Consider the following 21556-nt stretch of genomic DNA (forward strand, 5'->3'; position numbering starts at 1 on the left):
ATTGTCCATCCCCCGGTCAGGGACCGGGTGTATCCCGGGTCAGTCCCGGCTGTCCTGGTCACCCACAAGCGTGCCGATCTTCTCACCCTTGACGGCGCGCGCGATATTGCCCTCCGCCAGGAGCTCGAACACCAGGATCGGAAGCTTGTTGTCGCGGCACAGTGTGACGGCGGTGGCGTCGGCGACCTTCAGGTCACGGGTGATGACCTCGCCGTATCCAAGGGCGTCGAACTTGACCGCGTCGGGGTTGGTCTTCGGGTCGGAGTCGTAGACCCCGTCCACGCCGTTCTTGCCCATGAGCAGCGCCTCGGCGTCGATCTCCAGGGCGCGCTGCGCGGCGGTGGTGTCGGTGGAGAAGTACGGCATGCCCATACCGGCGCCGAAGATGACCACGCGGCCCTTCTCCAGGTGGCGCACGGCACGCAGCGGGATGTACGGCTCGGCGACCTGCCCCATGGTGATGGCGGTCTGCACCCGGGACTGGATGCCCTCCTTCTCCAGGAAGTCCTGGAGGGCGAGGCAGTTCATCACGGTGCCGAGCATGCCCATGTAGTCCGAGCGGGCGCGGTCCATGCCACGCTGCTGGAGTTCGGCACCGCGGAAGAAGTTGCCGCCACCGATGACGACGGCGATCTCGGCACCGTCCCGGACGACGGCGGCGATCTCACGAGCGATCTTGTGCACCACGTCGGGGTCCACACCCAGGCCCCCGCCACCGGCGAACGCCTCTCCGGACAGCTTCAGCAGAAACCGGCCGCGCACTTTGCCGTCGTCGCTCTTCTGGGCCTTGGTGGTCATGGGGATCCCGCCTCTTTCACCTGTTGCACATACGAAGAAGGCCATTGCCGGTGGGAACTGGTTCGCATCCCATGCGCGGCAATGGCCTCCTCGTCAGATCTGCTGTCGTCCGCCACGCGCGTGCGTGGCGGCGTACCGGACGACTGCTGACGACCCTATAGGGCCCGCGCGTCGCTCGCGGTACGGACTCAGATGCCGACCTTGATGCGCGTGAAGCGCTTCAGGGTGACACCGGCCTCGTCCAGAACCTTCTGGACCGACTTCTTGTTGTCGAGCGCGTACGGCTGACCGAGCAGCGTGGCGTCCTTGAAGAAGCCGTTCAGGCGACCCTCGACGATCTTGGCGATCGCGGCCTCGGGCTTGCCCTCGGCGCGGGTGGTCTCCTCGGCGATACGACGCTCGGACTCGACGACCTCGGCCGGCACGTCCTCCTTGGAGAGGTACTTCGGCGCGAAGGCGGCGATGTGCTGGGCGACACCGCGGGCGACCTCGGCGTTCGGCTTGTCCAGCTCGACGAGGACACCGATCTGCGGGGGCAGGTCGGGCATCGTGCGGTGCATGTACGCCGTCACGAAGCCGTCCGCGAACACCGCGAAGCGGTCCAGGACGATCTTCTCGCCCAGGTTGGCGTTGGCCTCGTCCACGAACGCCTGGACGGTCTTGCCGGCCTCGATCTCGGAGGCGAGCAGGGCCTCCAGGTCGGCCGGGGAGGTCTTGGCGACGTGCTCGGCGATCGTGTTGGCGACGGACTGGAACTTCTCGCCCTTGGCGACGAAGTCCGTCTCACACTTGAGCTCGACGAGGACGCCGGAGGAGTTGTCGTCGGCGATGATCGAGACCACGGCGCCGTTCTCGGCGGAGCGGCCCTCGCGCTTGGCGACGCCCTTCTGGCCCTTGATCCGGAGCGCCTCGACGGCCTTCTCGACGTCGCCCGCGGCCTCGTCCAGCGCCTTCTTGCAGTCCATCATGCCGGCGCCCGTGAGCTCACGGAGCTTCTTGACGTCGGCGGCGGTGTAGTTCGCCATGAGTCTGTGAATCTTTCTCGAAGTCTGGAAGATCGAAGATCTACGGGGTCTACGGCCCCTATGTAGCCGGGGCCGCCGACTCTCCGCTGACCTACGGGTGAACGGCGGGAGCGGAGTTCACCGCGCCGGAGGCGCTGATGAATGCAGTACCGCTCCCGCCGTCACCCCTGACGCTGACGGATCAGGCCTGCTCGGCGTCCGCGGCCGGAGCGGCCTCGGCGGCGGGAGCCTCGGCAGCGGGCGCCTCAGCCGGGGCCTCGGTCTCGGCGGCGGGGGCCTCGGCAGCAGGAGCCTCGGTGGCCTCCGCGGCCGGAGCGGCCTCGGAGGCGGGGGCCTCCTCGGCCTTCTTCTCGCCACCCTCGAGCAGGTCGCGCTCCCACTCGGCGAGCGGCTCGCCCGCGGCCTTCTCGCCCTTGTCACCGGTGGCGACGCGAGAGCGGGAGATGAGGCCCTCGGCGACCGCGTCCGCGATCACACGGGTGAGCAGGGTGACGGAGCGGATCGCGTCGTCGTTGCCCGGGATCTTGTAGTCGACCTCGTCGGGGTCGCAGTTGGTGTCGAGGATGGCGACGACCGGGATGTTGAGCTTCCGGGCCTCGCCGACCGCGATGTGCTCCTTCTTGGTGTCCACGATCCAGACGGCGCTGGGCACCTTCTGCATCTCGCGGATACCGCCGAGGGTCTTCTCCAGCTTGGCCTTCTCGCGCGAGAGCACGAGAAGCTCCTTCTTGGTCAGACCCGACGCGGCGACGTCCTCGAAGTCGATCTGCTCGAGCTCCTTGAGGCGCTGCAGACGCTTGTAGACGGTCGAGAAGTTGGTGAGCATGCCGCCCAGCCAGCGCTGGTTGACGTAGGGCATGCCGACGCGGGTGGCCTGCTCGGCGATGGCCTCCTGCGCCTGCTTCTTCGTGCCGACGAACATGACCGTGCCGCCGTGGGCGACGGTCTCCTTGACGAACTCGTAGGCGCGGTCGATGTACGACAGCGACTGGAGCAGGTCGATGATGTAGATGCCGTTGCGCTCCGTGAAGATGAACCGCTTCATCTTCGGGTTCCAACGACGGGTCTGGTGACCGAAGTGGACGCCGCTTTCCAGCAGCTCCCGCATCGTGACGACGGCCATGGCCGTTCTCCTTGGTGTTCTCGGTTGTGCCGCGCGCGCCGGATGGCACTCGCGCCTGACGCCCGCGATGCGCCTTGCCACTAGGGACCGAGAGGCGCTGACACCGGCTGTGTGAGGGCCTGATGTCGGGGCGTGCGAAGTCGACCCGGTGACCCGGATCGCCAGAAGAAGTGTACGGGACCCGCGAGGTACCGGGTGACGCCGCTGTCCACAACCCGGGAGTAGTCCACAGGTCCCGGCCATGACCGGGGCGGGTGCGGGACGGTTTCCGTATGCGAGCCAAGCGATACAGGCGATACCGGCGATACGGGCGATACTGGGGATACTGGGGATACGGACGATGCGGTACGTGGCTGGTGCTGGGGTTTCTCCTGCTATTGACGGCGCCGACACCCCCACCCCGGCCGCCCCTTCTCACCCCGACGGCCACGGACACCTCGGTCCCGGCGATCGGCCGCGCCTGGCCCGTGGGCGCCCGTCCGACGGTTCTGCGCGGCTGGGAGCCCCCGGCGACGGTGTACGGCCGCGGCCACCGGGGCGTGGACCTGGCGGCCCCTCCCGGAAGCCCGGTACGAGCGGTGGCGCCGGGCCGAGTGTCCTTCGCGGGGCGGGTGGCGGGGAAGGGTGTGGTCTCGGTGGAACTGACGGGAACAGACCTTCGAACGACCTACGAACCGGTGACGGCATCGGTGGAGAAGGGCACCGAGGTGGCGGCGGGCGAGGTGGTGGGCACGGTCGAACCGACGGGCTCCCACTGCACGACCGCATGCGTGCACTGGGGCTTACGGAGGGGCGAGTCCTACCTGGATCCGCTGTCCCTGCTCCCGCCCTGGCTGCTGCACAGGGGTCCTTCGAGACTGCTCCCGGTACTGGACGTCCCTCTGCCTTGATGACCACGGGCAGCGGCCGCCCGGGACGGCTCCCGACTACAGCGGGCGGCACTCCGCAAGCGCAGGCAAGCGCGGGCAACGCCCACCCGGCCTCAGCCCCGCACACCCCGCAGTGCCATGGAAACCGCGGCCTCGGTGATCACGGATGGCTCCTCGGCGGCCCCCAGCTCGATCCTCCGCACAGCCGCGTCCACAACCCCTTGCACCAACATCGCCGCCAGTCGAGGCTGTTCGTGCCCCATCTCGCCGAGCGCCTCGACGATCATGGCGACCAGCCCCCCGTGCGCCGCCCGGATCTTCTCCCGGGCCCCCGCGTCCAGCTCACTCGCTGAGATGGCCACGACAGCCCGGTGCCGCCGGTCCCCCACCAGTGCCAGCTGCTGCCGCACATACGCCTCGACCCTGGCCTCGGGGTCCTCCGCCGCGGCCATCGCCGCCGAGACCTCCGCGGCCCAGACGGGGAAGTCGACCGCGCACAGTTCCTCGACCACGGCGGCCCGCGACCGGAAGTACTCGTACACGGACGAGCGCGCGAGCCCCGTCCGCTCGGCGAGAGCCGGGAAGGTCAGCGCCTCCGTCCCGCCCTCGGACAACAGAGAGCGAGCCGCGTCCAGCAGGGCGGCTCGCTGCATCGACCGGTGCTCGGCCACGGAGGCCGCTCGAATCCTTGGCACGTCAACCACTGTACGGACGCACCACTGCGGACGGGAGTCACTCCACCCGACCAGCCGTGACCGAGAGACCGTCCGGCCAGGTCAGCGACCGAAACTCGCCAGCTTCGCCCGCAGCTGCAGCACGGACTTGGTGTGGATCTGACTGACCCGGCTCTCGGTCACTCCCAGCACGTTCCCGATCTCCGCGAGAGTGAGCCCCTCGTAGTAGTACAGGGTGACGACGGTCTTCTCGCGCTCGGGCAGCGTGTTGATGGCCCGCGCAAGGAACCGTCGGAGCTCCCGGTCCTCGGCGACCTCCACGGGGTTGTCCGCGGCGGTGTCCTCCAGGGTGTCCATGAGGCTGAGCCGGTCGCCGCCCTCGCCCCCGACGTGCAGCAGCTCCTCCAGCGCCACCACGTTGGCCAGCGACAACTGGCTGAAGACCGCGTGGAGATCGTCCACCCCGATCCCCAGCTCGCCGGCGACCTCCCCCTCCGTGGGCGTCCGCCTGAGCCGCGCCTCCAGCGTCGCGTACGCCCGCTCGACGTTGCGCGCCTTCTGCCGCACCGACCGCGGGATCCAGTCCAGCGCCCGCAGTTCGTCGATCATCGCGCCCCGGATCCGGGTGATCGCGTACGTCTCGAACTTGATCTCGCGGTCGATGTCGAACTTCTCGATCGCGTCGATGAGCCCGAATACCCCCGAGGACACGAAGTCCGCCTGCTCGACATTGGGCGGAAGCCCGACGCTCACCCGCCCGGCCACGTACTTCACGAGCGGCGAGTAGTGCAGGATCAGCTGCTCGCGCAGCCGCTCGTCTCCCGTCGCCTTGTACGACCGCCACAGCTCGTCGAGCGTCGAGGGAGCGGGCGGCCGCACGCTGCCACCGTCACGGGCGGCTGGGGGGATCGCCGCCCGGTCGGACCCGGAAGTGTGCTGGGGCATTCGTCGCCTTGTGCCGTTCTGCCGTGAAGTACGCGATGTACGTCAAGTGCGTCGGAAACCCCGTGAGCGTAGCGTGACTGAAGCGTCGCAGTGTGCAAACAACGTGGCCGAGCGCATGCGCAGATGCGTTCCGCTGACCGCTCCCCCGGGGCACACCTATCACCCTGTGTGATCACCGGAACACTCCAACTGCGGGAAACTGCAAGGGCTTCGGGCTTCGCCCGGACGGCCGAACACGCTGGGTCAACACGGGCCACGACCACCCCGGACGGAGATCATCGCCTGGCGTGTCAACTTCCAGCTGTCGCCGTGTCGTTCGACGTAACCGAGCGAACGGAGTTCGTACAGTCTCGCGATGGCGTCGTCCCGCGTCGTCTGCGCACCGCGCGCGATCTCCTCCACACCGGCCTCCCGTCGACCGGGCAGCGCGGACAGCACCCTGCGTGCCGCCGGGGCCAGCAGATCGCGCGGCAGCACGGGCCCGCGCCGGTCCGGGGCCAGCTCCCCCATGTCGCCGACCAGCTCCACGACTTCCGCCGCGTCCGTGACCAGCGTGGCCTCCCCGCGCAGCAGCTCGTGCACTCCGGCCGACAGGCTGCTGGTTGCCGGCCCGGGCACTCCTATCGTGTGACGGCCCAACCGCTGTGCCGCGCGGGCGGTGACCAGCGAGCCGCTGCGGTGGGCCGCCTCGACGACCACGGTGCCCCGGGTGAGGGCGGCGATCACCCTGTTGCGCAGCACGAACCTGCTGGGCGTCGGATGATCGCCGGGCGGCAACTCCCCGATCACCAGACCCTGTTCCGCGATCCTGGTGATCAACTGGGCGTGTCCGCGCGGATAGGGCCGGTCGACCCCGCAGGCCAGGACGGCCACGGTGGCGCCGCCTGCGCCGAGAGCACCGCGGTGGGCGGCGCCGTCGACCCCGTACGCCCCGCCGGACACGACGACCCAGCCCCGCTCGGCGAGCCCGGTGCCGAGGGTGGCCGCCATGTGAGCCCCGTACTCGGTACAGGCACGGGCCCCCACGAGGGCGACGGACCTCAAGGCCCACATCCGCAGGCTGGGCAGCCCCCGCACCCACAGTCCGATCGGCCGCGCGTCCCCGAGATCGTCGAGCTGCCCCGGCCACTCGGCGCTCGCGGGAACGACGAAGCGCGCACCGGCCTCGTACGCGACGGCCAGATCACGGCGGGGCTCGGCCACCCGGGCCCGGGCCCGCAACCCGGTCCACCGTTTCTCACTCACCCCGGGCAACGGCTCCCCGGAACCCCGCAACCGCGAGGCCACCTCCCTCACACCCCACTCCCGGATCCACCGCCCGCCGACCTCGTCCCCGGGCTCGACCACCCGAGCGAGAAAGACCCGGTCGAGCAGCTCACCCTCGGGCTCGTCACCGGTCATGTCAGCGCCCCGATGGCCATGGGCACTCCCCGGGGCACTCCGGTGCGCAGTTGCAGCGCCAGGGCCACGTCCGTCGCGTCCGGACGGTCGTGTCCGGCGAGGTCCGCGACCGTCCAGGCGACGCGCAGGACGCGGTCGAGCCCCCGGGCGGTCAGGACGCCCCGCTCCAGATTGCGCTCGGCCTCGTCCATCGCCCCGGACACGGCGTGCCAGCGGCTTCGCAGCTCCCGCCCGGGCACCTCGCTGTTGGTCCGCCACGGGGAGCCGGCGAAGCGCATCGCGGCCCGCTCCCTGGCGGCCCGCACCCGGTCGGCGACCACGGCGGTCGACTCGCCCCGGGCACCGCGTCCGGCAAGCTGGTCACGCGTGACACGGTCCACCTGCACCCGCAGGTCGACCCGGTCGAGCAGCGGACCGGAGAGCCGGGCCTGATAGCGCCGGATCGCCGAGGGCGGACACTCGCAGAAGTCGTCGGTCTGCGAGAAGCGACCGCAGGGGCACGGATTCGCAGCGAGCACCATCAGGAACCTCGCCGGAAACCGCACCACGCCCGCGCTGCGCGCGATCACCACGTGCCCGGCCTCCAGAGGCTGCCGCAGTGCGTCGAGGGCCCGGGTGCTGAACTCGGGTGTCTCGTCCAGAAAGAGAATCCCTCGATGAGACAGCGACACCGCCCCGGGACGGGCGACACCGGGTCCGCCGCCGACGAGGGCCTGCATCGTGGCCGAGTGGTGCGGAGCGCAGTAGGGGGCGACATCGATCAGGGGCTTGCCCGGCGGCAGCAGACCCGCCACCGAGTGCACCGCCGTCACCTCGAGCGACTCCTCCCGGGCCAGCCGGGGCAGGATCGCGGGCAGCCGCTCGGCGAGCATCGTCTTGCCCGCGCCGGGCGGGCCCTCCAGGAACAGGTGATGGCCACCGGCCGCCGCCACCTCCACCGCGGTCCGCGCCGAGATCTGACCGACGACGTCGGCCAGGTCGTGACCGTGGTCCTGCTCCGCGGCTCCGGAGCTGTGCATGCCGGTGGCGGCGTCCGTGCCCGGCACGCGCAGGCCGGCCAGCAGCGGATCGGGGCGGCCCGGCTCGTCGCGTTCCTCGTCGGGCACCGGCTCGTCCGCGAGGACCGCGATCAGCTGCCGCAGGGTGCGGACGCCGAGAACGGAGACCCCGGGCACCAGCGAAGCCTCGGCGGCGGCGCACTCCGGCACCACGACCTGCTCATAGCCGGCGTCCGCGGCGGCCAGTACGGCAGGCAGGATGCCTCGAACGGGCCGCACCCGGCCGTCCAGCCCCAGCTCTCCGATCATCACGATGTCGGCGAGCACACGCGGGTCGATCCGCTCGGAGGCACCCAGCACCGCACACGCGACAGCGAGATCGAATCCCGAGCCCGCCTTCGGCACCGATGCCGGACTGAGCCCCACCGTGAGCTTCTTCTGGGGCCATTCACCGCCCGAGTTCACGACGGCCGCCCGAACCCGGTCCCGGCTCTCCGTCAAGCTCTTGTCCGGCAACCCCACCAGGGTGAACGCCGCCACCCCGGGCTCCAGGTCGGCCTGGACCTCGACCACGACTCCCTCGACGCCCACCAGCGCCACCGAGCACGTACGAGCGAAACCCATCTCAGGCCACCCCCCGCGCATGCTCGACCACGGGCGCGCCGCGCTGCGGCAGGACCACACCCACCAGGTCGATGCGGACGCCTCCCGGTGGCGCGCCTCCATGGGCGTGGATCCAGCAGGCGGCGAGGCCCCGCAGGCGCTCCGCCTTCTCGGGGGTCACCGCGGCCATGGGGTGCTCGAAGGCGCCCGCCCGCCGTGTCTTGACCTCGCAGACGACCAGGACCTCGCCGTCCCGCGCCACGATGTCGATCTCGCCCGTCCTGCCACAGCGCCAGTTGCGCTCCAGGACCGTCATCCCGGCCTCGGTCAGCCGCCTCGCGGCCAGACTCTCGCCGTACTTGCCGAGTGCACTGCGTGCGTTCATGTCGGCACCACCTCCGGCGCCAACGATCACGCAACCCCGTCCACCGAGTTGATCTTGGTGGACTACTCACCGGTTGTGAAAACCCGGGTCACCCACAAGGGTCACCCACCCGGCAACTCCAGGTCGCTCTTGTTCAGCTCCTCGATGTTCACGTCCTTGAACGTCAACACCCGGACCTGTTTCACGAAGCGAGCCGGCCGATACATGTCCCACACCCACGCATCCGCCATGGACACCTCGAAGAACACCTCGCCCTGGACCGAGTGCACCTGCATCTCGTAGTCGTTGGTCAGGTAGAAGCGCCGCTCGGTCTCGATCACGTATTTGAACAGACCGACGACATCGCGGTACTCCCGGTAGAGCTTGAGCTCCATCTCGGTCTCGTACTTCTCGAGGTCCTCGGCGCTCATGGCATGTTCCCCTTCAGCCGTGCGATCCCACCATTGTGCGCCAGTCCCGTCAGCCCCTAGACGATTTCGGTGTCCAGGGTCACGGGCCCGGCCGGGGGACCTTCGTCGAGCAGCCTGCGCAGCAGCTCGGCGAGTCTGGTCGGATACACCGTCTCATGTGCCTGGCTCAGTTCCTGACACGTCCACCAGCGCGCTCCGGCGACACTGCGCCGCTCGAGCTCGGTCAGGGCCGTGGCCCGGGTGGCCGTCACCGTCGTACGAGCCAGGTAGTACCACTCGTCCTGGTCCCAGCGCCGACCCGCGAACGGAAACGAGCATGTCCGCCGCCAGAGCACCGGCCCGAGTTCCACCTCGGTGATGCCGGTCTCCTCGGCGAGTTCCCTCAGCGCGGCCTCTTCACGGGTCTCCTCGCCCTCCAGTCCGCCGCCGGGCGTGAACCACCAGTCGTCGGCCGGATCGTCCGGCTCGTGCCCGTGCAGCAGCAGGATGCGGTCCTCGGGATCGAGCAGGACCACCCGGGCCACCCTGCGCAGTCCGCCTTCGGGCGAGTCGTCGTGCCCGGCCGACGCCTCAGCGGGCACCGGCGGGCTCCGTCCGGACGCGGGAGCGCCCGCCGAAGAGCTTGGCGACGGGCCCGTACGCCCCGCCGCCCAGCACCAGCACCCCGCCGGCGATGATCAGGATGAAGATCGTGCGCAGCGGTCCGGGCGAGGAGAGCGCGCCGAGCGGCTCGAAGCCGGTGGGGCGCTCCAGCATGCCCTTCATGGGCCAGACGACGGCGTCCACCCGAGCGGTCACGGCAGAGCGTGCCACGGTGCCCTGGGCGGCGTCGGTGAGGTGGGCGGAGGAGTCCAGTGAGCCCTGGCGTTCGTCGCCGAGCAGGAACAGGCGGCCTTCGGGCACTTTCACGGTCGGGATGGACTTGTCCTCGACCACGCCGCCCTTGAGATAGGTCTCGTCGATCTTCTTACCGTTGACGGTCAGCTTCCCGTCGGTGCAGCAGGAGACGGTGTCCCCGCCGACCGCGACCACCCGCTTGACCACCGAGGCGCCGGTCACCCAGCTCGTGTCAGTGAAGACGACGACATCGCCCCGGCGTATCTCGTCGCCGTCGACGCGCTGCGCCAGCACCCGGTCGCCCGCGTCGATCGTGGGCGTCATCGAGCCGGTGGGCACGGTGTACGGCCGGTACAGCACCGCTCCCCAGGCGAATCCCCCGAGAAACAGCACCAGGCCCAGTGCGACGGCCAGTCCGGACAATCGCTGTCCGGTCCGGCCGCCCACCGGGCCCGTGCTGGTGCCGCCGCTCCGCGGGGCCGTACGTGTAGTGCTCTCGCCACCCATGGATCCGCACCTTACCCGGCGGTACCCGGGCGGGGCAGCCCCTCCTCCCCTGCCGGGGTCACCCGCTCCGCAAAGCTTTCGCCAGGTCGCGCGGTACCCCCGGTGACCGGGGTCTGATCAGCGGGTCCGCTCCACGGTGATCTTCCTGCGCCGCCACAGTGCCACCGGAACCACACCGACGAGGGCGATCCCCTGCGGCGCGACCGTCAGGGCGGCGGAGGCCGACGACCCGTTGTTGATGCCGGCCTGGTCGAAGGTGTCGGGCTTGGGCAGCGTGCCCCAGCGGTTGAGCGGCCAGGCCTTCACGACGGCGCGCCCGACGACGTCGTCGACCGGGACCATGCCGTGGTGCTTGTCCGACTGGTTGTAACGCGAGTCACGGGAGTTCTGCCGGTGGTCGCCCATCACCCAGATGTAGCCCTTGGGGACCTTCACGGTGAACTGGCCGCCCTGGTCGTCCTGGCTGCACGGGGTGTTGCCGGCGTAGACGTACGACGACTCGCTCAGCGCGTGACCGTTGACCTTCAGCGGGCCGGTGCCCTCGCAGGAGACCGTGTCACCGCCCACGCCGACGACGCGCTTGATGAGGTCCTTCTCCGTCGCGGAGGGCATCAGGCCGATCCAGGACAGGAACGTCTGTACGGCGTTCGGGTTCGCCGTCGGCTCGCCCGCCAGCCAGTTGTCGGGGTCGTGGAAGACGACGACCTCGCCGCGCTCGGGCTCGGAGCCGAACCACGGGGTGAGCTTGTCGACCAGGACGCGGTCGCCCTCCTGGAGGGTGTTCTGCATCGAGTCGGACGGGATCGAGAAGGCCTGCACCAGGAACGTCTTGATCAGCAGCGCCAGCACGAGCGCGATGCCGACCAGGATGGGCAGCTCCTTCCAGAAGGAGCGCTGCTTCTTCGCCTTGGGGGCCGAGTCGCCGGGCCCCCCTCCCTTGACCTCCGTCGTCATGCCGTCCTCGGTCGCCCCGGAGTCACTCCCGGAGGTCACGGCGCTGTCCGCGGCCGGGTCGGCTGCTTCCACGGGGCGTCCGCGGTGCTCCTCGCCGTCGTGCCCGGATCGTGCGCCAACCGCCACATCCCCCACGCCAACTCCTTACTCTGTGCCGCCGCCTGCCCCAGATTCGGCGCAGGCCCACCACTCCCATAACGAGCGGGAGTTCCGCAGGGCTCGGGAGTTGGATCGCTTCGTTCGGATCCTCGGGAGCAACCCTAAGCGACGCCTGGGAGCCTGAGGTCGTCCCTGGTGCCGAGTCGGCCACGGAAGAGTAAGTTTTCGGTTCTTTCAGTGTCGTCATGTGCCCGAAGGGCCAGGCGATGACCATGGCCCGTCCGACCACCGAGTCCAGGGAGACGGTGCCGCCGTAGTCGGTGTCCTGGTGCGAGCGGGAGTCCGCGGAGTTGGCGCGGTGGTCCCCCATCACCCACAGCCGCCCCTGCGGGACGGTGATGTCGAACTGCTGGGTGGAGGGGGCGTTTCCGGGATAGAGGTAGTCGGTCTCGCTCAGGGGGACGCCGTTGACGGTGACCCGCCCCTGGGCGTCACAGCACTTGACGCGGTCGCCACCGACCCCCACGACCCGCTTGATGAGGTCCTTCTCGTTGTCGGACGGCAGCAGGCCGATGAAGGTCAGGCCCTCCTTGACCTGCTTGACGACGATGGGGTCGTCCTTCTTCGTCGTGGTCTGCTCGTCCTGGAGCCAGCCGCCGGGGTCCTTGAAGACGACGACGTCCCCGCGCTGCGGCTCGGAGCCGAACCACGGGGTGAACTTGTCGACCAGGACGCGGTCGCCGATCCGGATCGTCTGTTCCATCGAGCCGGACGGGATCACGAACGCCTGGACGAGGAAGGTCTTCAGGACCAGGGCTATGAGGACGGCCACGCCGACGAGGAGGGGTATCTCCTTGACCGCGCCGCGCCTCCTGCGCCGTTTGACCTTGCGCTGGAGCTTGCGCCGCTCCGCGCGCGAACGGCCGCCCGTGGAGCCGGCGGAACGCCGGACGCCGGTGGGCAGCAGATTGTCGGCGGCGGAACTCGACACACCGCGCGGTTTGCCGCGGTTACCCATGCGCGCCCTCCGCTGCGGGCACGCGCGCGTAGGCGGCGGAACGGTGCAGGCGGGTGGCGTGGCCTGCGGGCCAGATGATCCAGTCGGCCCGTCCGAGAACATCGTCGACGGGGATCATGCCGCCGCCCGGTGAGCCCAGATGGTCCCGGGAGTCGCTGGAGACGCTGCGATGGTCACCGAGGACGAACAGCGCGCCGTCGGGAACCTCGACGTCGAAGGACACCGAGGACGGACTGTCGCCCGCGTACAGGAAGCCCGACTCGTCGACCGACCGGCCGTTCACCTCGATCCTCCCCACCTTGTCGCAGCAGACCACGTGGTCTCCCCCCACACCCACAACGCGTTTGATGTAGTCCCCGTCCCCGAAATACCCGGTTCCGTCGAACACGACCACATCTCCCCGCCGCGGCTCGGCACCGAAACGGTACGCCAACCTATTTACGAGAACGCGGTCCCCGATCCTCAATCCGTTTTCCATGGATCCGCTGGGAATCTGGAATGGTCTGACCACGAACGTACTGATCAGCAGAAGAAAGACCAGGCAGAGCAGCAGGGCCAGGGAGATCCGGCCCCCCGGCAGCCCCGCGGTGATCCTCGACACCAACGCGAAACGCGACCGTCCCTCCGCGGCCCCTGGTGCGGGGCGGGAGGAGCGGTCGCGCTCCGTCGGCTGTGCTTCGGTGTCCATCGGAGCCAGATGCTATCCGGCCCCGCTGTGACCTCCGAAAAGCGCTCAGTTGTCGCGCTTCTCCTTGATCTTCGCGGCCTTGCCGCGGAGCTCGCGCAGGTAGTACAGCTTCGCGCGACGCACGTCACCGCGGGTGACGAGCTCGATCTTCTCGACGATCGGGGTGTGCACCGGGAAGGTGCGCTCGACGCCGACGGAGAACGAGACCTTGCGGACCGTGAAGGTCTCGCGGACACCGGCGCCCTGGCGACGGATCACCACGCCCTTGAACTGCTGCACACGGGAGCGGTTGCCCTCGATGACGCGGACGTGCACGTTGACGGTGTCACCCGGGCGGAAGGCCGGGATGTCGGTGCGCAGCGACGCGGAGTCGACGGAGTCGAGCAGGTGGGACATTTCGTCTGCTTTCTTCGCCCATGCCACAGGTCATCGGCGGTAGCTAGTGTTTCGTGAGGAGGCTGTCCGTGCCGGGGCGGGCGTCGTGTCCCCCTGTGGCAGGGGCGCACGCCGGACGACGCACAGCAGCGGCTTATTCTTCCACGGCTTGTGGCCTGCGCCAAAATCGGCCGTACGGCTCCCCCGCCGGGTCCGGCATCCAGCCCAGGATGGAGAGCATCTCGCGGTCCTTCTTGTCGAAGGCCCCCGGGTCACAGCGCTCGATGAGGTCGGGCCGGTTGGCCGCCGTACGCCTCAGTGCCTCGTCGCGGCGCCAGCGGGCGATCTTGCCGTGGTGTCCGCTGAGCAGCACGTCCGGGATGCCGCGGCCGCGCCACTCGGGCGGCTTGGTGTAGACGGGGCCCTCGAGCAGGTTCGCCATGGCTCCGGGCGCGAAGGAGTCGTCCCGGTGCGACTCGGCGTTGCCCAGCACACCGGGCAGCAGCCGGGCCACCGCCTCGGTGATCACCAGTACGGCCGCTTCGCCGCCGGCGAGGACGTAGTCGCCGATGGACACCTCGTGGACGGGCATCCGCGTGGCGTACTCGTCGATCACCCGGCGGTCGATGCCCTCGTAGCGCGCCGGAGTGAAGATCAGCCAGGGGCGCTCGGAGAGCTCCACGGCGAGTTCCTGGGTGAAGGGGCGGCCGCTCGGGGTGGGGACGATGAGCGCGGGCGTGTGGGAGCCCGTCTCGTAGCCGTCCGCCAGCACGGAGTCCAGCGCGTCCCCCCAGGGGTCGGTCTTCATGACCATGCCCGGGCCGCCGCCGTACGGGGTGTCGTCGACGGTGTTGTGCCGGTCGTACGTCCACGCGCGCAGATCATGGACGTGCACGTCCAGCTGCCCACGCGCGCGTGCCTTGCCGACCAGGGAGACGTTGAGGGGTTCGAGGTACTCGGGAAAGATCGTGACGACGTCGAGACGCATCTTCTACGACTCTTCCCGGGAGGACGCGATCTCTGCCTGGTCGTCGATCAGCCCGGGCGGTGGTGTGATGACCACCTTCTGCTCCGCCAGGTCGATCTCGGCGACGATCTCCTCGACGAACGGGATCATCACCTCGCTGCCGTCGGGCCGCTCGACGATGAAGAGGTCCTGGGAGGGCAGGTGCGAGATCTCCGTGATCCGGCCGACCTCGACGCCGTCCGCGGTGACCACGTCCAGGTCCATCAGCTGGTGGTCGTAGTACTCGTCCTCCTCCTCCGGCAGCTCCTCCGGATCGATCTCGGCGATCAGGAGGGTGTTGCGGAGGGCCTCGGCGGCGTTGCGGTCCTTCACGCCCTCGAAGCGCAGGAGCAGACGGCCGCTGTGGACGCGGCCGGCCTCGATGGTGAGCGGCCCCGTGGAGGGCGGGTCGGTGGCCAGGACGGCGCCGGGGGCGAGCCTGAGTTCGGGCTCGTCGGTTCGTACCTCGACGGTGACGTCGCCCTTGATGCCGTGGGCGCGGCCGATCCGTGCGACTACCAGCTGCACTGTGCTTGCTCTCCTGTCATACGACTACGGGCCGGGGACGGCCCGATGGCCCTCCCCGGCCCGAGCCGGTGCTGCGTTTGACGTCAGCGGACGTGGTCGACGTCGACGAGGTCGACGCGGACACCGCGGCCGCCGATGGCGCCCACGACGGTGCGCAGGGCACGCGCGGTGCGGCCGTTGCGGCCGATCACCTTACCGAGGTCGTCGGGGTGGACCCGCACCTCGAGAACGCGCCCGCGGCGCAGGTTGCGCGAGGCGACCTGCACATCGTCAGGGTTGTCGACGATGCCCTTCACGAGGTGCTCGAGAGCCTCCTCGAGCATGCTCAGGCCTCGGTCGACCCGGACTCGGCCGCGGCCTCGTCCTTCTTCTCAGTCTTCTTCTTCTGGGTGATGGCCTCACCCTTGCCCTCGTCGTCGCCACCAAGGGCCTCGAACGAGGGACGCGCGGCCTTCTCGGCCGGCTGGAGCAGCGGAGCCGGGGCGGGCTCGCCCTTGAACTTCTGCCAGTCGCCGGTCTTCTTCAGGATGGCGAGCACGGGCTCGGTCGGCTGCGCGCCGACACCGAGCCAGTACGCCACACGGTCGGCGTCGACCTCGATGCGCGAGGGGTTCTGCACCGGGTGGTACAGGCCGATCTCCTCGATCGCACGGCCGTCACGGCGGGTGCGGGAATCGGCGACGACGATGCGGTAGTGAGGCGCGCGGATCTTGCCCAGGCGCTTCAGCTTGATCTTGACTGCCACGGGAGTGGGTTCTCCTGAATTTGACGTGGTTGGGCACGGCGAGATTGCCGCGTGGGGTTGCGGTACCCGAGTGCCCGATGGACGCGTCAGCCGGAGGCGAGAGGGTTCCTGTGCGGCTGTCGAGTACAGCTAGCCATTGTGCCACACCCCGCGGCTCACGTCGGACCGAGGCCGCGCACGTGCATGCCCGAGGGGCACCCGGCGTTCCAGGTGCCCTCGGGCCGACCGCGACTGCCACGAGCAGCCGCGATCTCAGCCTGCCGCCGCGCCCACGATCTCGGGGATGCGGAACGGCTTGCCGCAGCCCCCGCAGACGATCGGCGCCTGGGCCAGAACGGAGGGGACGACCCTCACATTACGGCCGCAGTCGCAGACCGCCTTGACCCGGACCCCACCTCCGGAGGAGCCGTGACGGGCCGCCGGTCCCCGGAAGGAGCGGGCGGTGTCGGCGGAGGTCGCCGCCGTGTGGGCCTTGAGGGCGCGCTGGAGCTGATCGATGGTCGGGCGATACCGGCGCTTTGCCTCGGGGGTGAGCGTGACCAGTGAGAAGCCGCTGCTCGGATGCGGCTCCTCGGGGTGGTCCAGGCCCATCTCCTCGGCGATCGCGAGGAATCTGCGGTTGTGGTAGCGGCCGGCGCGGGAGGTGTCGCGGATGCCTCGCGCGGCGGCGATGCCGTGGACTGCCTCGTGAAGCAGTCGCTCGAAGGAGAGTTCGTGACCGCACGCGGACGACGACTCCCCGATCAGGGACTCTGGCGCGGCAAGGTCCGGCAGCTCGGGGTGGTACCGCTGAATGTCGGCCCACGCCTCTGCCAGCTCTGCGGCGAGAACTGGTGGTGTCTGTGTCGTGCTCACGTAATGACAACGAGCCGGGGTGCCCCAGTGTTCCTATTCCGGGGCATCCCAAATAATTTGCACGTACCCGTCAGTTGCCGCTGATGCGTGGAGACGAGGGCGGGTGCGCTGATCTGCGGAGAAGCCTCACAGCTCATACCAAGCTGGTGCGTAGTGTGAGGTACGCCCCGGCGCGTAGATCGCGTCCACGCGCCGGTGCGGTTGTGATCCGCAGGTGCGCAAGAGGCGTTTCGGCCGCTCTCGCACCGGAAGGGTGCTGCCTCAGTAAGCGCGCGCGACGACCGCGACGTTACCGGGCGCGTCGTCGGCACTCGGCACCGACCCGTCCTCCGCGACCAGACACCGTACGGTCACCCCGTGCTCGGCCAGCCTGGCCTCGCCTTCTTCGCCGAGGGTGGCCCACGGGATCCGCGCCCAGCCGCCGGCGACAGCGGCCTCGACGGCTTCGCCGAACGTCGACACCTCGGTCGTACGGGACTCGCGGCGCTCGCGGGACTGCGCCAGCAGCAGCGCCTGGTCCTCCTCGAGGACGGCCGGGAGCAGTCGTACGAGATCTTCGACGGCGACCGCTTCCTTGCCTCCCGGAATGCGCCGCGCCACCATCGCGGTGCCGCTCTCCAGGTCACGGGGCCCGACCTCGACGCGGACCGGTACGCCCTTGAGCTCCCAGTCGACCGCGCGGCGGCCGAAGGGGGTGTCGGTGCGGTCGTCGACGTGGACGCGGATGCCCGCCGCCTTCAACCGGTCGCCGATCTCGCGGACCTTGGCCAGAACCGGTTCGTCGCCCTTGATCGCGAGGACGACGACCTGGGTCTGCGCGAGCCGCGGCGGGACGCGGAGGCCGTTGTCGTCGCCGTGCATCATCACCAGGGCGCCGATCATGCGGGTGGTCGAGCCCCAGGAGGTCTGCCAGACGAGTTCCTGGGTGCCGTCCTTGGACAGGTACGAGGTGTTGAAGGCCTTGGCGAAGTTCTGGCCCAACTCGTGGCTGGTGGCCATCTGGAGGGCCTTGCCGTCGCCCATCATGCCTTCGAGCGTGAGGGTGTTGACGGCGCCGGCGAAACGCTCCTTGACGGTCTTGCGGCCGGGGACGACGTCCATGGCGAGGACGTCGGTCATGAAGTCCTCGTAGACCTGCCGGTGGATGTGCGAGGCGAACGCACGCGCGTCCTCCTCGGTCGCGTGCGCGGTGTGGCCCTCCTGCCACAGGAACTCCGTCGTCCGCAGGAAGAGCCGGGGCCGGAGTTCCCAACGCACCACGTTCGCCCACTGGTTGATCAGCAGGGGCAGGTCGCGGTAGCTCTGCACCCACTTCGAGGAGTAGTCGTTGATGATCATCTCGGAGGTGGGGCGGACGACCGCGGGCTCCTCGAGTTCCTTGCCGCCGCCGTGGGTGACCACCGCGAGCTCGGGCGCGAACCCCTCGACATGGTCGGCCTCGCGGGTCAGGTACGACTGCGGGATCAGCAGCGGGAAGTACGCGTTCTGCGTCCCCGTCGCCTTGATCCGGACGTCCATCTCGGCCTGCATCCGCTCCCACAGCCCGTACCCGTACGGTCGGATGACCATGGTGCCGCGCACCGGACCGTTGTCGGCCAGTTCGGCCTTGCTGACCAGATCCTGGTACCAGCGCGGGAAGTCGTCCGCCCGGGGTGTGAGAACAGGTGCCTTTGCCATGGCGCGATGTTACGGGCGCACGTTGCCGGGATGTGAATTCTTTTCCCCGGCACATGCCAACCGGCAACAGGGCCCTTCTGCCTCTGGACGCGCGGTCGAGTGCGGAGTTACCTGGCATACGGGGGAAGTGCGAGCGCACGTCACGGGGGCTACGGAATCGGGCACAGAGTCAACTCTCGGCGGATTGGGGCGCTTATCCATGACACCTACGCTCGTGCGGCACCACCTGTCTCATACGGGAAGGGGATCCCGTACGGACCTCGGTGCACGCGCGCGTGACTGGTCCGAGATCCAGGAGCGGATGCTGGTTCCGCTGTACGAGGCCGTCTACGAGCGACTTGAAGTGGGCTCCGCGACGCGGGTATTGGGCCTCGGCTGCGGCAGCGGGCTCGCCCTGCTGATGGCGGCCTCCAGAGGCGCCGCGGTCGCCGGTGTCGAGCCGTCGTGCCCCGAACGGCTGGCGCTCGCGCGGCAGCGGCTGCTGCCGGAGACAGGGGCAGGGGGCACACGCGCGCGTGCCGGCACCCGGCTCGTCGAGGGAGCCCCCGGGGACGCCGCCGACGCCGGCACTCCCCCGTACACCCTCGTGACCGCCTTCGAGCCGATCGGGTGTCTCGCGGGCGACTCGGAGGGGCTCGGTGAACTTCTCGCCTCGGCGACACCGCTCGCCGAGCGGGGAGCGCCCGTGGCGCTCGCCGGCTGGGGTCCGCCGGAGCGGTGCGCCACGTCGTCCGTGCTGCGGGTGGCCACCAAGCTGGCGGATCCGCTGCGCAGCACGGGCAGTTGGCGCCCGGCCCTGCGCGACGACCTGGAGGAGGTCGCCCAGCGGGCGGGGTTGCGGCCAGACGGCTCGGGGCGGGTGTCCTGCCCCTTCGGGTACGCCGACCTCGACAGCGCGCTCAAGGGGCTGCTGTCGACCGGGCTCTTCGACGCGGCCATCGAGGCCACCGACCAGGCACAGGTGGACAAGGAAGTGACGGAAGCCCTGCATCCGTATCAGCGCCGGGACGGCACGGTGTGGATGCCGAACGTCTTCCGTTACGTGATCGCGAGGGTGCCCTAGACCTCCGTCAGACCTCCGTGTCCTTCTTCAGCCGCGTGATCCCGGCGATCCGGTACGCGTCCGTCTCCTCCAGCGTCTCGCTCGCCAGCAGGGCCTCGGCCAGCGCGTCCAGTTGCCCGCGGTGCTCGGCGAGCTTGCGGAGGGCCTCCTCGTAGCAGTCGTCGACGATCCGCCGCATCTCGCTGTCGATCACATCGAGGGTCTGGGGTGCGGCGGCGAGGCCGTACGCCTGCTGGGCGTCGCTGGGGAGGGCGGACAGGCGTCCCACGCGCTCGCTCATCCCCCACCGTGCGACCATCCCGCGCGCGATGTTCGTGACCTGTTCGAGGTCGTTCTCGGCTCCGGTCGTGACGACGCCGTACACGACCTGTTCCGCGGCCATGCCGCCGAGCGCGCCGATGATCCGGCCGCGCAGGTACTCCTCGGAGAGCGCGTACCGCTCCACCTCGGGCGTCGACATGGTCACCCCGAGCGCCCGGCCGCGCGGCACGATGGTCACCTTGCGGACCGGGTCGGCGCCGGGCTGCAGCATGCCGAGGAGGGCGTGCCCGCTCTCGTGGTACGCGGTACGGCGCCGGTCCTCCTCCGGCATCACCAGCGTGCGCTCGGCCCCGAGCTGCACCTTCTCCAGGGCCTCCGAGAGGTCGGACGGCGTCACCTGGTCCTGCTTGCGCTTCACGGCGAGCAGCGCGGCCTCGTTGGCGAGATTGGCCAGATCCGCCCCTGTCATGCCCGGGGTCGTGCGGGCCACCCGGGCCAGGTCCACCTCGGGCGCGAGGGGGATCTCGCGGGTGTGGATGGCGAGGATCGCCTCGCGTCCGGCCCGGTCCGGCGGGGAGACGTTGACCACCCGGTCGAAGCGGCCGGGCCTGGTCAGTGCCGGGTCCAGGATGTCGGCGCGGTTGGTCGCGGCGATGACGACGACGCCCTCGGATCCCGAGAAGCCGTCCATCTCGGTGAGGATCTGGTTCAGCGTCTGCTCGCGCTCGTCGTGACCGCCCACCGAGGCGCCGCCGCTGCGGACCCGCCCGATGGTGTCGATCTCGTCGATGAAGATGATCGACGGCGCCACCTTGCGGGCCTCGGCGAACAGCTCACGGACCCGGGACGCGCCGACACCGACGATCATCTCGATGAACTCGGAGGCCGAGGCGGAGAAGAACGGCACGCCCGCCTCGCCCGCCACGGCGCGCGCCAGCAGGGTCTTGCCGGTGCCGGGCGAACCGGCGAGCAGCACGCCGCGGGGCATCTTCGCGCCCATCCTGCGGTAGACGTCGGGGTGCTCCAGGAAGTCGACGACGTCGTCCAGCTCGCCCTTGACCTCGTCGATGCCGGCCACGTCGGCGAAGGTGGTGCGCTGGGTGCCGGGCCGCAGGCCTACCGGCTTGGGCGGGGCCTTGCGCCCGAGGATGCCGCCCGCGCCACCCAGCCCGCCGCCGACCCGCCGGGCGAAGAAGACCCACACGGCGACCAGGAGCACGATCGGCACCAGCGAGAGCAACAGGTTGGGCAGCAGACCGCGCTGCTGCACGACCGGCCGCGCGGTCACCGTGACGTGGTGGCTGCTCAGGTGCTGCCAGAGGGCGTCGTCGGCGAAGGCCGGGCGCTGGGTCCTGAACTTGGTGTAGTCGCCGCTGCCGTCGGGATCGTCCCGGGACTGCTTGAGCTGGCCCTGGATCGCATCGCCCTTGGAGTAGATCTTGTCGACGTTGCCCGCGTCGACCTGTCTGCTGAACTCCGTGTAGGAGATCGTCGGCTCGTCGCCCCCGCCGAGGTAGTTCAGACCGACGTACACCAGCAGGAAGACGATCACCGCGGTGACGGCCAGTCCCCACCAGCGGCCGCGCGGCCGCCTCCCGCCAGGGGGCCGTGGTCCGTCGTCCGGGGTGCCCTCGGTGCGCCAGGGCTGGTCGGGGGCTTTGCGCGCCGGGGCGGCATTGCTCATATCTGGACGTTACGGCAGACCTCGGGCC

Annotated in this window: 24 protein-coding genes; 2 read left to right on the forward strand and 22 right to left on the reverse strand. The window is 69.9% G+C overall.

The window, feature by feature from the left end; all coding sequences use genetic code 11:
• Positions 1-39: 39 nt before the first annotated feature.
• From pyrH to rpsB, 3 genes are all read right to left on the reverse strand, one after another.
• The gene (gene pyrH / locus ACIBJB_RS29630; RefSeq protein WP_069765432.1) at positions 40-798 is read right to left on the reverse strand and encodes a UMP kinase; all 759 of its coding nucleotides are present in this window, start codon (positions 796-798) and stop codon (positions 40-42) included.
• Positions 799-986: 188 nt separating this feature from the next.
• Positions 987-1823: a translation elongation factor Ts gene (gene tsf, locus ACIBJB_RS29635; RefSeq protein ID WP_398934898.1), complete on the reverse strand. Its 837-nt coding sequence runs from the start codon at positions 1821-1823 to the stop codon at positions 987-989.
• 181 nt (positions 1824-2004) lie between these two features.
• Positions 2005-2946 carry a 30S ribosomal protein S2 gene (rpsB, locus tag ACIBJB_RS29640; protein ID WP_398934900.1) on the reverse strand — a complete coding sequence of 314 codons (942 nt, stop codon included), beginning with the start codon at positions 2944-2946 and terminating at the stop codon, positions 2005-2007.
• 356 nt (positions 2947-3302) lie between these two features.
• Here rpsB and ACIBJB_RS29645 point away from each other — a divergent pair, with 356 nt between their 5' ends.
• Positions 3303-3836: a murein hydrolase activator EnvC family protein gene (locus tag ACIBJB_RS29645; RefSeq protein ID WP_398934902.1), complete on the forward strand. Its 534-nt coding sequence runs from the start codon at positions 3303-3305 to the stop codon at positions 3834-3836.
• 92 nt (positions 3837-3928) lie between these two features.
• Here ACIBJB_RS29645 and ACIBJB_RS29650 read toward each other — a convergent pair whose 3' ends face one another.
• The 18 genes from ACIBJB_RS29650 to proS all read right to left on the reverse strand — a co-directional run bounded on the left by ACIBJB_RS29650 (position 3929) and on the right by proS (position 18520).
• Positions 3929-4486, reverse strand: a complete 558-nt coding sequence (locus ACIBJB_RS29650) for a TetR/AcrR family transcriptional regulator (RefSeq protein ID WP_266527823.1) — start codon at positions 4484-4486, stop codon at positions 3929-3931.
• A gap of 105 nt (positions 4487-4591) precedes the next feature.
• Positions 4592-5434, reverse strand: coding sequence for an RNA polymerase sigma factor WhiG (gene whiG, locus ACIBJB_RS29655; protein ID WP_398934904.1), 843 nt, complete (start codon positions 5432-5434; stop codon positions 4592-4594).
• A 243-nt stretch (positions 5435-5677) separates the two neighbouring features.
• The gene (gene dprA / locus ACIBJB_RS29660; protein ID WP_398934906.1) at positions 5678-6835 is read right to left on the reverse strand and encodes a DNA-processing protein DprA; all 1158 of its coding nucleotides are present in this window, start codon (positions 6833-6835) and stop codon (positions 5678-5680) included.
• Positions 6832-8457 (reverse strand): YifB family Mg chelatase-like AAA ATPase, encoded by a 1626-nt coding sequence (locus tag ACIBJB_RS29665; RefSeq protein ID WP_398934908.1) that lies wholly within the window; start codon positions 8455-8457, stop codon positions 6832-6834. The genes dprA and ACIBJB_RS29665 overlap by 4 nt, the downstream gene beginning before the upstream one ends.
• Before the next feature lies 1 nt (position 8458).
• Entirely contained in the window at positions 8459-8821 is a 363-nt protein-coding gene (locus tag ACIBJB_RS29670) for a YraN family protein (protein WP_057616551.1), read from the reverse strand.
• 101 nt (positions 8822-8922) lie between these two features.
• Positions 8923-9231, reverse strand: coding sequence for a DUF2469 domain-containing protein (locus ACIBJB_RS29675; protein ID WP_003965949.1), 309 nt, complete (start codon positions 9229-9231; stop codon positions 8923-8925).
• Positions 9232-9287: 56 nt separating this feature from the next.
• Positions 9288-9812 (reverse strand): NUDIX hydrolase, encoded by a 525-nt coding sequence (locus ACIBJB_RS29680; protein WP_398934910.1) that lies wholly within the window; start codon positions 9810-9812, stop codon positions 9288-9290.
• On the reverse strand, positions 9802-10575 hold the full coding sequence (lepB, locus tag ACIBJB_RS29685; RefSeq protein ID WP_398934912.1) for a signal peptidase I: 774 nt from the start codon (positions 10573-10575) through the stop codon (positions 9802-9804). The genes ACIBJB_RS29680 and lepB (ACIBJB_RS29685) overlap by 11 nt, the downstream gene beginning before the upstream one ends.
• Positions 10576-10692: 117 nt before the next feature.
• Positions 10693-11664, reverse strand: a complete 972-nt coding sequence (gene lepB / locus ACIBJB_RS29690; RefSeq protein ID WP_398934914.1) for a signal peptidase I — start codon at positions 11662-11664, stop codon at positions 10693-10695.
• The gene (gene lepB / locus ACIBJB_RS29695; protein WP_398934916.1) at positions 11552-12646 is read right to left on the reverse strand and encodes a signal peptidase I; all 1095 of its coding nucleotides are present in this window, start codon (positions 12644-12646) and stop codon (positions 11552-11554) included. Before lepB (ACIBJB_RS29695) ends, lepB (ACIBJB_RS29690) begins: the two co-directional genes overlap by 113 nt.
• A complete protein-coding gene (lepB, locus tag ACIBJB_RS29700; RefSeq protein ID WP_398934918.1) occupies positions 12639-13334 on the reverse strand; it encodes a signal peptidase I in 696 nt (231 codons plus the stop codon). The genes lepB (ACIBJB_RS29695) and lepB (ACIBJB_RS29700) overlap by 8 nt, the downstream gene beginning before the upstream one ends.
• 45 nt (positions 13335-13379) lie before the next feature.
• Entirely contained in the window at positions 13380-13730 is a 351-nt protein-coding gene (gene rplS / locus ACIBJB_RS29705) for a 50S ribosomal protein L19 (RefSeq protein ID WP_046258836.1), read from the reverse strand.
• Between the two features lie 133 nt (positions 13731-13863).
• On the reverse strand, positions 13864-14697 hold the full coding sequence (gene trmD / locus ACIBJB_RS29710) for a tRNA (guanosine(37)-N1)-methyltransferase TrmD (protein ID WP_398934920.1): 834 nt from the start codon (positions 14695-14697) through the stop codon (positions 13864-13866).
• A gap of 3 nt (positions 14698-14700) precedes the next feature.
• Positions 14701-15243, reverse strand: coding sequence for a ribosome maturation factor RimM (rimM, locus tag ACIBJB_RS29715; protein ID WP_398934922.1), 543 nt, complete (start codon positions 15241-15243; stop codon positions 14701-14703).
• A gap of 83 nt (positions 15244-15326) precedes the next feature.
• Positions 15327-15566, reverse strand: coding sequence for an RNA-binding protein (locus ACIBJB_RS29720; protein ID WP_003973401.1), 240 nt, complete (start codon positions 15564-15566; stop codon positions 15327-15329).
• 2 nt (positions 15567-15568) lie between these two features.
• Positions 15569-15988, reverse strand: a complete 420-nt coding sequence (rpsP, locus tag ACIBJB_RS29725) for a 30S ribosomal protein S16 (RefSeq protein WP_311714389.1) — start codon at positions 15986-15988, stop codon at positions 15569-15571.
• A gap of 252 nt (positions 15989-16240) precedes the next feature.
• On the reverse strand, positions 16241-16843 hold the full coding sequence (locus ACIBJB_RS29730) for a hypothetical protein (RefSeq protein WP_057616534.1): 603 nt from the start codon (positions 16841-16843) through the stop codon (positions 16241-16243).
• A 261-nt stretch (positions 16844-17104) separates the two neighbouring features.
• Positions 17105-18520 carry a proline--tRNA ligase gene (gene proS, locus ACIBJB_RS29735; protein WP_398934925.1) on the reverse strand — a complete coding sequence of 472 codons (1416 nt, stop codon included), beginning with the start codon at positions 18518-18520 and terminating at the stop codon, positions 17105-17107.
• Positions 18521-18719: 199 nt separating this feature from the next.
• Here proS and ACIBJB_RS29740 point away from each other — a divergent pair, with 199 nt between their 5' ends.
• Positions 18720-19583: an SAM-dependent methyltransferase gene (locus tag ACIBJB_RS29740; protein WP_398934927.1), complete on the forward strand. Its 864-nt coding sequence runs from the start codon at positions 18720-18722 to the stop codon at positions 19581-19583.
• Positions 19584-19590: 7 nt separating this feature from the next.
• Here ACIBJB_RS29740 and ftsH read toward each other — a convergent pair whose 3' ends face one another.
• A complete protein-coding gene (gene ftsH, locus ACIBJB_RS29745) occupies positions 19591-21528 on the reverse strand; it encodes an ATP-dependent zinc metalloprotease FtsH (RefSeq protein ID WP_398934929.1) in 1938 nt (645 codons plus the stop codon).
• Positions 21529-21556: the final 28 nt, after the last annotated feature.

The sequence above is a fragment of the Streptomyces sp. NPDC050759 genome (genome assembly GCF_044456945.1).
GTDB lineage: Bacteria > Actinomycetota > Actinomycetes > Streptomycetales > Streptomycetaceae > Streptomyces.